Annotated in this window: 9 protein-coding genes and 1 pseudogene; 7 read left to right on the top strand and 3 right to left on the bottom strand. The window is 66.4% G+C overall.

What is annotated here, in order from left to right; genetic code table 11:
• The first annotated feature begins 92 nt into the window (after positions 1–92).
• Together XH96_RS23020 and XH96_RS23015 are read left to right on the top strand one after the other, a co-directional pair.
• Positions 93–1,178 carry a Ppx/GppA phosphatase family protein gene (locus XH96_RS23020; protein WP_194387798.1) on the top strand — a complete coding sequence of 362 codons (1,086 nt, stop codon included), beginning with the start codon at positions 93–95 and terminating at the stop codon, positions 1,176–1,178.
• A gap of 2 nt (positions 1,179–1,180) precedes the next feature.
• Positions 1,181–1,879 (top strand): RlmE family RNA methyltransferase, encoded by a 699-nt coding sequence (locus XH96_RS23015; RefSeq protein ID WP_194387797.1) that lies wholly within the window; start codon positions 1,181–1,183, stop codon positions 1,877–1,879.
• A gap of 125 nt (positions 1,880–2,004) precedes the next feature.
• On the opposite strand, the gene XH96_RS23010 is transcribed toward XH96_RS23015, so the two are convergent.
• A complete protein-coding gene (locus tag XH96_RS23010; protein WP_194387796.1) occupies positions 2,005–3,495 on the bottom strand; it encodes an MFS transporter in 1,491 nt (496 codons plus the stop codon).
• A gap of 454 nt (positions 3,496–3,949) precedes the next feature.
• Here XH96_RS23010 and guaB point away from each other — a divergent pair, with 454 nt between their 5' ends.
• The 3 genes from guaB (at position 3,950) to XH96_RS22995 (ending at position 7,166) form a co-directional block, all read left to right on the top strand.
• The gene (gene guaB / locus XH96_RS23005) at positions 3,950–5,443 is read left to right on the top strand and encodes an IMP dehydrogenase (protein WP_194387795.1); all 1,494 of its coding nucleotides are present in this window, start codon (positions 3,950–3,952) and stop codon (positions 5,441–5,443) included.
• 253 nt (positions 5,444–5,696) lie between these two features.
• Positions 5,697–6,719, top strand: coding sequence for an NADP-dependent oxidoreductase (locus XH96_RS23000; RefSeq protein ID WP_194387794.1), 1,023 nt, complete (start codon positions 5,697–5,699; stop codon positions 6,717–6,719).
• 150 nt (positions 6,720–6,869) lie between these two features.
• The gene (locus XH96_RS22995; RefSeq protein WP_194387793.1) at positions 6,870–7,166 is read left to right on the top strand and encodes a hypothetical protein; all 297 of its coding nucleotides are present in this window, start codon (positions 6,870–6,872) and stop codon (positions 7,164–7,166) included.
• Between the two features lie 14 nt (positions 7,167–7,180).
• On the opposite strand, the gene XH96_RS22990 is transcribed toward XH96_RS22995, so the two are convergent.
• Complete coding sequence (locus tag XH96_RS22990) at positions 7,181–8,023, bottom strand: metallophosphoesterase (RefSeq protein WP_194387792.1); 843 nt, start codon at positions 8,021–8,023, stop codon at positions 7,181–7,183.
• A 69-nt stretch (positions 8,024–8,092) separates the two neighbouring features.
• A pseudogene (locus tag XH96_RS39865) lies at positions 8,093–8,188 on the bottom strand (acriflavin resistance protein); the annotation flags it as partial.
• Positions 8,189–8,310: 122 nt separating this feature from the next.
• Here XH96_RS39865 and XH96_RS22985 point away from each other — a divergent pair.
• Both XH96_RS22985 and XH96_RS22980 read left to right on the top strand, forming a co-directional pair.
• The gene (locus XH96_RS22985) at positions 8,311–8,733 is read left to right on the top strand and encodes an MAPEG family protein (protein WP_194387791.1); all 423 of its coding nucleotides are present in this window, start codon (positions 8,311–8,313) and stop codon (positions 8,731–8,733) included.
• Between the two features lie 68 nt (positions 8,734–8,801).
• Complete coding sequence (locus XH96_RS22980) at positions 8,802–10,103, top strand: RsmB/NOP family class I SAM-dependent RNA methyltransferase (protein WP_194387790.1); 1,302 nt, start codon at positions 8,802–8,804, stop codon at positions 10,101–10,103.
• The last annotated feature ends 77 nt before the right edge of the window (positions 10,104–10,180 follow it).

The following is a 10,180-nucleotide window of genomic DNA, read 5'->3' as shown; positions in this document are numbered from 1 at the left end:
ATGCGTTGTTGCGCAGGCCTGCCGCGCTGCTAATGTTTCAGGCGAAAAATCAATTCCAGACCGGCCCGACCGGCCGCGGAAAGACAATTTGTATGAATGACCACACGCGGCTACGCGACGGCCATGTAAGCCAACATGGGCCGCACGGCGAGCTGGAGGGGTCGATGGCGGCGGTGGCGTTGGCCGCCGATCCGGCCATTGGCGCGCAAGCGCCGGGAGCCGGCGTCTATGCGGCGCTGGACCTCGGCACCAACAATTGCAGGCTGCTGATCGCCTGTCCGACCCACGACGGCTTTCGCGTGGTCGATTCCTTCTCACGCATCATCCGGCTCGGCGAGGGCGTCTCCGCGACCGGGTGCATCAGCGAGGCCGCGATCGAGCGCGCCATCGCGGCGCTCAGCATTTGCCGCGACAAGATCAACCTGCGGAAGGCGCGGCGGCTGCGGCTGATCGCGACCGAAGCCTGCCGCGCCGCCTCGAACGCGGAGGGCTTCCGCAGCCGCGTCGCGGCCGAGACCGGGATCGAGCTCGAGGTGATCGACCGCGAGACCGAGGCTTCTCTCGCCGTGCTCGGCTGCTCGCCGCTGGTCGACCCCAGAGGACGCGGTGCGATCCTGTTCGACATCGGCGGCGGCTCGACCGAACTGGTGCGGATCGAGCGCGATCCCGCAAATCCGCAGCCGCGCATCAAGGCCTGGATGTCGATCCCGTACGGTGTGGTCACGCTCGCCGAGCAGTTCGGCGGCCGCGACGTGACGCCCGGGATCTATGCCGCGATGGAGCGCGAGGTCGCAAGCCATGTCACCCCGTTCGCGGAGGAGCACGGCAGCGATCTCACCGACATGCACCTGCTCGGCACGTCCGGCACGGTGACGACGCTCGCCGGCATCCACCTCAACCTGCCGCGCTATGACCGCCGCCGTATCGACAGCATCTGGATGAACGATGCGGATATCACCGCGACCATCAGCAGGCTGCTCGGCATGAGCTACGAGGAGCGCGCGAACAACAGCTGCATCAGCGTCGAGCGCGCCGACCTCGTGCTGGCCGGCTGCGCCATCCTCGATGCCATCCGCCGCGCCTTTCCGCTGCCGCGCCTGCGCGTCGCCGACCGGGGCCTGCGCGAAGGCATGCTGGTCGAGATGATGCGCGAGGACGGCGCGCTCAGGAGCTGGTGAGTATGGCCAAGGACACCACCGGCCGCTTGCACGTCCAAGTCAAGACCAAGGTCAAGACCGGCGGCAAGCGCAAATTGTCGTCCAAGCTCTGGCTGGAGCGGCAGCTCAACGATCCCTATGTCGCGAAGGCCAAGGCGGCAGGTTATCGCTCGCGCGCGGCGTTCAAGCTTTTGGAGATCGATGACAAGTATCGGCTGTTGAAACCCGGCATGGCCGTGGTCGACCTCGGCGCCGCGCCCGGCGGCTGGAGCCAGATCGCCGCCAAGCGCGTCGGCTCGACGGAAGGCAAGGGCAAGGTCGTCGCGATCGATCTGCTGGAGATGCCCGAGATCCCCGGCGTCGATTTTGCGCAGCTCGACTTCATGGACAATGACGCGCCGGAGAAGCTCACGGCAATGCTGGGCGGCAAGGCCGACGTCGTGATGTCCGACATGGCCGCCAACACCACCGGCCACCGCAAGACCGACCAGCTCCGCATCGTCGGCCTGGTCGAGACGGCCGCTGCTTTTGCCTGCGACGTGCTCAAGCCCGGCGGCACGTTCCTCGCAAAGACGTTCCAGAGCGGCGCCGATGCCGAACTGCTCGCCCAGCTCAAGCGCGACTTCGCCACGGTGCGCCACGTCAAGCCCGCCGCGAGCCGGCAGGATTCCTCCGAGCGCTACGTGCTGGCGACGGGGTTTCGCGGCGGGGGAACGGCGTAGCCGCGTACTCCCGTCATTCTGGGGCGCCTCGAAGAGACGAAACCGGAATCCATCTCTCAACACGTTCTGGGGGTGATAGATTCCGGGTTCGATGCTGCGCATCGCCCCGGAATGATCGCGGAGGTTTACCCCAGCCGCTGGTCCCGCACGTCCTGCGTATCCTCGCTCGCCGCCTTGACGGCGGCCTTTGCCGCGCCTTTGCCCGCGCCCTTGCGGCTGGCGATTTCCACGGCCTTGCGGCCGGAGATCTCGTTGCCGGCGTCGGCGGGCATCTGCCAGAAGAACCAGCTCGACGCGGCCGAGGTCAGCGCGACCACGACGAAGGCGGGCGCGAACACGGTGGCGTTGAGCTCGCTGACATGGCTGAACCACATCGTCGTCTCGACACAGGCCGCGCCGACGGCGACGCCGGCCGAGATCGCGAGCTGCTGGTTGACGCTGACGAGGGTGGTGGCGCGGCTCATCTGCGCGGTCTCGACCTCGGCATAGGCGACCGTGTTGATCGCGGTGAACTCCAGCGAGCGGAAGAAGCCGCCGACCACCAGGATGACCATAATGATCAGCAGCGGCGTCGACACCGTGAACAGCGCGCAGACGCCGAGGAAGAACGCGCTGACGATCGCGTTCACCGTCATCAGGTTGCGGAAGCCGAAGGTGCGGATGATGCGGGCGGCCAGCGTCTTCATGCCCATCGCGCCGAGCGAGGAGGCGAAGGTGACGAGGCCGGAATGGAACGGCGTCAGCCCGAAGCCGATCTGCATCAAGAGCGGCAGCAGGAACGGCAGCGCGCCGATGCCGAGGCGGAACAGGAAGCCGCCGAGCACGGCCGCGCGCAGCGTCGGCAGCTTCAGAAGCGAGAAATCCAGCACCGGCGATCCCGTACGCCGGGCATGCATGACGTAGAGCGTCATCGAGATCGCGCCGCCCGCGACCAGCGCGGCAACGGTGCTCCATGGCAGCAGATTGAGGCCGGCAACCGACAGGCCGAAGGCGATGCCTGCGAGTCCCAGCCCAGCGAGCACCATGCCGTAGAGATCGAACGGCTCGCGTTCCTCGCTCTTGATCGGGTCGATGAAGCGCAAGGCCATGAAGATGCCGAGCAGCCCGATCGGGATGTTGATCAGGAAGATCCAGTGCCAGGACGCGTAGGTGGTGATGAAGCCGCCGAGCGGCGGGCCGATCACCGGGCCTATGAGGGCAGGGACCGTCACCCAGGCCATGGCATTGACCAGCGCACTTTTGTCGACCGAGCGCAGCAGCACGAGGCGTCCGACCGGCGTCATCATCGCGCCGCCCATGCCTTGCAGGATGCGCGCGAAGACGAAGTCGGTGACCGAGGTCGAGAGCGCGCAGCCGACCGAGCCGACCATGAACACCCCGACCGCGATCGCGAACACCATGCGTGCGCCGAACCGGTCGGCGGTCCAGCCGCTCGCCGGAATGAATACCGCCAGCGACAGCAGATAGGAGGTGATCGCGAGCTTCAGCGTCAGCGGGCTGGTGCCGATGTCGGCCGCGATCGCCGGCAGCGAGGTGGCGATCACCGTCGAGTCCATGTTCTCCATGAAGAGAGCAGTGGCCACGATCAGTGGAATGACGCGTTGCTTGTCGACCATGACGGATTGGTAATGAAATCGGAAGGAAGGACGGAGTTGCGGCTTATCATCGCCACCAGGCGGAGACCATTGCGGATCGGCGCATGGCACCTAAGTCCCGCGTAACAACGGTGTGACCCTGCGTCTCCGTCATCCCGGGGCGCGCCGCTTGGCGCGAGCCCGGAAGCCATTGGGCCGCGGGACCGCTGTGGGATGGATTCCGGGTTCGCGATGTCGTCGCGCCCCGGAATGGCAGCGGGTGGGCCGCGCGCGGGCTATCCCCGCCGAATTTACGTAAAATGCCTGTGCATGGCTGGCCGGCGGCCCGAATTGCTTTGATTCGTCACGCGGCCGTGCTATCGACCCGCGTCAACCCCACCGATGGGCTCCGATTCTCCGGCGATGCCGCAAGGTACGCCGAGGGCGGCGCTCATCCATAAGCATTTGCGGCAGGGCCGCAGGAAGGAGTTGGCAGATGGCCACGGTGCAACTTCAAGGCATCCGCGAAGCCCTTACGTTCGACGACGTGCTGTTGAAGCCGGGCCTGTCCGACGTCATGCCGGGCGAGGTCGACATCCGTTCCCGCGTCACCCGCGCCATTCCGCTCAATATTCCGATCATGGCCTCCGCCATGGACACGGTCACCGAGGCCCGCATGGCGATCGCCATGGCGCAGTCCGGCGGCCTCGGCGTCATTCACCGCAATTTCGATCCCGAAGGACAAGCCGCCCAGGTGCGGCAGGTCAAGCGCTACGAGTCCGGCATGGTGGTGAACCCGCTCACCATCAGCCCCGAGGCCACGCTCGACGACGCGCTGAAGCTGATGAGCGATCACGGCATCTCCGGCATTCCCGTCGTCACCGGCGCGGGCAAGTCCACGCCCGGCAAGCTGGTCGGCATTCTCACCAACCGTGACGTGAGGTTTGCGACCAACCGCCAGCAAAAGATCTCCGAGCTGATGACGCACGAAAACCTCGTCACGGTCCGTGAGAATGTCAGCCAGGACGAGGCGCGGCGGATGCTGCACCAGCACCGCATCGAGAAGCTGCTCGTCGTCGACGAGCAATATCGCTGCGTCGGCCTCATCACCGTGAAGGACATGGAGAAGGCGGTCGCCCATCCGCTCGCCTGCAAGGACGCGCAAGGGCGCCTTCGCGTCGCCGCGGCCACCACCGTCGGCGATACCGGCTTCGAGCGCACCGAGCGCCTGATCGATGCCGGCGTCGACCTCGTCGTCGTCGATACCGCGCATGGCCATTCCCGTCACGTGCTGCACGCGGTGAACCGCATCAAGCGTCTGTCCAACTCGGTGCAGGTCGTCGCCGGCAACGTCGCCACCACCGAGGGCGCGCAGGCGCTGATCGACGCGGGCGCGGATTGCATCAAGGTCGGCATCGGCCCGGGCTCGATCTGCACCACCCGCATCGTCGCCGGCGTCGGCGTGCCCCAGCTCACCGCGATCATGGATGCGGTGGAAGCGGCGAAGAAGTCCGACATCCCGGTCATCGCCGACGGCGGCATCAAATACTCCGGCGACCTTGCGAAGGCGCTTGCCGCCGGTGCCGACATCGCCATGGTGGGCTCGCTGCTCGCCGGCACCGACGAGACGCCCGGAGAAGTGTTCTTGTGGCAAGGCCGCTCCTACAAGGCCTATCGCGGCATGGGCTCGGTCGGCGCGATGGCGCGCGGATCGGCCGACCGCTATTTCCAGCAGGACATCAAGGACACGCTCAAGCTCGTGCCCGAAGGCATCGAGGGCCAGGTGCCCTACAAGGGTGCGGTCGGCCACGTCATGCACCAGCTTGCCGGCGGCCTGCGCGCTGCGATGGGCTATGTCGGCGCACGCGACATGAAGGAGCTGCACGAGAAGGCCCAGTTCGTCCGCATCACCGGCGCCGGCCTGCGCGAAAGCCACGTCCACGACGTGACGATCACGCGCGAGAGCCCGAACTATCCGGGCGGGGGTTAGCCGCCGGCCTCGTGCCCCGGACGCAGCGTGGCACCTCTTCGGTGATGCGCTGCAGAGCCGGGGCCGCCCACGCCTCCGCGTCCTGCCGTGTTGCGTTCTGGGTCCCGGCCCTGGCGCAGCAACGTTTCACGTCGCAGCGCGTCCGGGACACGAGAGCTGTGCACGTCTCTGCATAACCGCTCCATCGCTTTTATATTGACGCGCTTCTCTCCCTCCGCTTCGCTCGCGCCGACAAAGCAATCCGGAGGAAGTCATGTCCCAAGGCAAACGCATCGTTCTCGCCGCACGTCCCGTCGGCGAACCCAAGCCGTCTGATTTTCGCCTGGAGGAATTTGCCGTTCCGACACCCGGACCAGGTGAAGTCCTGCTGCGCACGATCTGGCTGTCGCTCGATCCCTATATGCGCGGGCGCATGAGCGAGGGGCCGTCCTACGCTGCACCGGTGCCGATCGGCGGGGTGATGGAAGGCGAGGCGGTCAGCGAGGTCGCAGCCTCCAACAATCCCGATTTCGCGGTCGGCGACATCGTGCGCATCCGCTCCGGCTGGCAGACGCATGCGATCTCGAACGGCAAGGGCCTGATCAAGGTCGATCCCAAGCTCGGGCCGATCTCGACCTCGATCGGCGTGCTCGGCATGCCCGGTATGACGGCCTACACGGGCCTGCTCGACATCGGCAAGCCGCAACCCGGCGAGACCGTCGTCGTTGCCGGTGCTTCCGGCGCGGTCGGCTCGGCCGTCGGCCAGATCGCCAGGATCAAGGGCGCACGCGCGGTCGGCATCGCCGGCGGCAAGGACAAGTGCGACTACGTGGTCAAGGAGCTCGGCTTCGATGCCTGTATCGATCACCGCGATCCCGATCTCGCCGCCAGGCTCAAGGATGCCTGCCCGAAGGGGATCGACGTCTACTTCGAGAATGTCGGCGGCGCCGTGTTCGAAGCTGTGTTCCCGCTGCTCAATCCGTTCGCGCGCGTGCCGGTCTGCGGCCTCATCGCCCATTACAACGACACCGAGGCCAAGCCGCCGAAATGGGCCGGCGCGATGATGCGCAACATCCTCACCAAGCGGCTGACCTTCCGCGGCTTCATCGTTTCCGACTTCGCCGCGCGCCATGGCGACTTCCTGCGCGACATGTCCGCCTGGGTTCGCGACGGCAAGGTCAAGTACAAGGAATTCGTCACCGAGGGCCTGGAGAGTGCGCCCGGCGCCTTCATGGGCCTCCTGAAGGGCGCCAATTTCGGCAAGCAGCTGGTGCGGGTCGGGCCGGACAAGGCCTGAGCCGCCGCTTCCGGTCCCCGTTGGGGCGGGAATGGTTAAGAAAGAGTCACCGATCGGCCACACCTGCTCGCAAAAGCCGCAGGTGTGCGTGCCGGTTGATTGACGAGCCGGCGAAGGCATTGAATCATCGCGGATATTTTAGGTGCTGCGATGTTAGAGATTGGTATTTTCTGCGTCATTGTGCTGGCCGCCGCCTATTGGGCGACCATGTTCGTCATGGGCCGTCGCGACGACGTCATCCATGGCAAGTTCGTCCACGTCGACGAGGAGGGCGATTTCACGCAGGCCGCGATGCCGGTGCCGCCGCCATTCCCGAAGCGTCCGGTCAAGGTTGGGCAAGCTGCCGGGCATCCGCCCGCCAGTGATCCGGCGGCCAGGCCAGTGAACAGCGAGGCGCTGCAATCCCTGCTCGCCGCGATCCAGCAGGATCTCAAGAGCGTCGCCTGAGAACCGGTCGCGAGCTAATGCTCGCCGCCCATCTGGACGAGCAGCTCCTCGATGTCGACGTCCACCTGGCCCGCCGCGCGGACGTGACGAACCTCGAGACTGTCGGGCCGGAAGCGGTATTCGACGAGCCCGACTTCCTTGATCGCGATCCGGTCCTGGCGCTGATCGTTGATGACGAAACCGGCCGACGGCGCCCAGACGTGGCGGGTGTGGCGCGAGGTGAAGTCGCGGCGCTGGTGCACATGACCGCTGGCGATGAGACGCAGGTCGATAGTCCCGAACATCTCGATCAGCCGCGCCCGCGCCGGCTGCGGCACATAGCGGATCGAGGTCTCCGGCGTCTCGGGGTCGTCGGGCAGGTTGAGAAACAGCGGCTTGTGCAGGAACAGCGCGACCGGCCTGCCGTTCGTGCGCGACAGTTCGGAGGCGAGCCAGTCGAACTGCTCGGCCTCGAAGCCGAGTCCCGAATTCATCACCAGCGAGTTGAGGCCGATGAAGCGCCAGCCCGCGGCGTCGAACGACCAATGGTCTTCGCCGATGATGTCGCAAAATTGCCGGCGGTGAGCCGGGCTGACCGGCGGCTTCGGCGCCGGCCCGATCGCGGTCGGATTGTCGCCGATGTCGTGATTGCCGGGCAGGTAGCGGCAGGCGACGGGCAGGGCGTCATGCAGGCCTTTCGCGAATTCGGCGTCGTCGCGGCTGGTCGGCCCGTCGAACGAGACGTCGCCGGTGTTGACGACGAGATCGGGCCTGTCGGCGTCGATATGCTCGCTGATGCAGTGGAAGTTGGCGATCAGGCCGGGAAAGCGCCGGCCGAGATGGGTGTCGGAAATCTGGGTCAGGCGAAATTCGGGCATGCGATCATCCTACCCGTCGTCGCGCGTCGGAACGATGACGGCGCGGGCATGGATCGCAGCGAACAAAGTTTAAAGCACGCGGTAGCGGATGGTGTAGCCGTCCTGCGGGGCGACGGGGCCGGCGAGCGGCGAGGCGATGCGATCGGCGAGGTGCCAGGGGCCGAAATCGCTTTAGCTGTCGATGGTTGGTCGCAAGGCCGGGAACGCCGGTTCAAGTCGTTCATTGTCAGCGGCAAAAGTCGCGGCTAATGACAGTCGGCGGCATTTCGCCTCTCGGGAAAGTTCCGATGTCCGTTCAAATGGTTTTGCTGCCGGTCTTCGTGCAGGTCGCTCTCACCTTCGCGCTTCTGATCGGGATGGTCTTCGCGCGCCGCAAGACGCTGGTCTCCGGCGAAACCAGGATTCGCGACATTGCGCTAGGCGAGCCGAACTGGCCGAAGGGCGCCACGCAAATCGCCAATTGCTACCGCAACCAGTTCGAGCTGCCGGTGCTGTTCTACGTCCTGATCGCGCTGGCGTTGCCTTTGCGCCGCGCCGATCTCTTCATCGTGCTGATGTCCTGGGTGTTCGTCGTGGCGCGCTTTGCCCATGCCGGGATCTTCGTGTCCTCGAACGATCTGGGCCGGCGCTCCACCGTCTGGCTTGCCGGCGTGCTGGTGCTGCTGGCGATGTGGATGTACTTCGCGCTGAAGCTCTTGCTGCTGATCTGATCGCACATGATCCGGAAAAGTGGATCGCGGTTTTCCGATGAGATCATGCGCTAAACTGAAAGATTCAAATGACCCCCGCTGCCCGGCTGTCCGCAGCCATCGAACTGATCGACACCATCGAGAGGGACCGCGTGCCCGCGGCCAAGGCGCTGAAGGAGTGGGGCACCGCGCACCGCTTCGCCGGCTCGGGCGACCGCGCCGCGATCGCCGGTCTCGTCTGGGACGTGCTGCGCCGCTACGCCTCGAGCGCGTTCCTGATGGATTCCGATACCGCGCGGGCGCGCCTGATCGGCATGCTCCGCCTCGAGCGCAATATGGACACGGCGACCATGGCCGCGCTATTCGACGGCAGCCGGTTTGCGCCGGCGCCGCTGACCGAGGTCGAGCAGGCCGCGCTCGCCTCGCGCTCCCTGAAGGACGCGCCTGCCGCCGTGGCCGGCGACTATCCCGAATGGCTTGATCCGCACCTTGAAAAAGTCTTCGGCGGTGACCGTGCTGCGGAGGCCGCCGCGATGGCGAGCCGGGCGCCGCTGGATTTGCGCGTCAACACGCTAAAATCCAATCGCGACAAGGTGCTGCGTGCACTTGCTCATCTTCATGCGAAACCGACGCCGTGGTCGGCAACGGGCCTGCGCATCGAGCTTTCGGCCGACGCGCGCAACCTGGGCGTCCAGGCGGAAGAGGACTTCATCAAGGGCGCGATTGAAGTGCAGGATGAAGGATCGCAGCTTGCGGCCCAGCTTACCGCGGCAAAACCCGGCGAGCAGGTGATCGATCTCTGCGCCGGCGCCGGCGGCAAGACGCTGGCGCTCGCCGCCCTGATGCAGGGCAAGGGCCGCCTGATCGCGACCGACCGCGACAAGCGCCAGCTCGCGCCGATCCATGAGCGGCTGTCGCGCGCCGGCGTCCACAATGCCGACGTTCGCACGCCCAAGGGCGAGACCGATCCGCTGGCGGACATTCGCGCCTCGGCCGACCTCGTCGTGATCGACGCCCCCTGCACGGGGACCGGTACCTGGCGCCGCAACCCCGACGCCAAATGGCGCATGCGCTCGGGCGCGCTGGAGATCCGCCTGCGCGACCAGGCCGAGGTGCTCGCGCGCGCCGTGCCGCTGGTGAAGCCAGGCGGCCGCATCGCCTACATCACCTGCTCGGTGCTGGCGGAGGAGAACGGCGAGCAGGTCAGGGCATTCGTCGCGCGCCATCCCGAGTTCGCGGTGGTGCCGCCCGAGCAGACCGCGAGCGTGCTCTGGGACAAGGCGGAAGCTTTTGGCGAGGCTGCGCTCCAGTCGCCGGAGGGCTGGCTGATGACACCGCGACGGACCGGAACGGATGGATTTTTTGTGTCAGTGCTGAAAAAGGGCGCCTGATCTCGCGCCGCCGTCATTCCGCGGCGCGCCCTGCGGGCGCCCCGGAATGACGGGGAGACAAACAAAAGCCCCGCGGA

The organism is Bradyrhizobium sp. CCBAU 51765 (assembly GCF_015291725.1).
GTDB lineage: Bacteria > Pseudomonadota > Alphaproteobacteria > Rhizobiales > Xanthobacteraceae > Bradyrhizobium > Bradyrhizobium liaoningense.
Note: the sequence above shows the minus strand (reverse complement) of the source record. Positions and strands in the feature narration are given on the sequence as shown.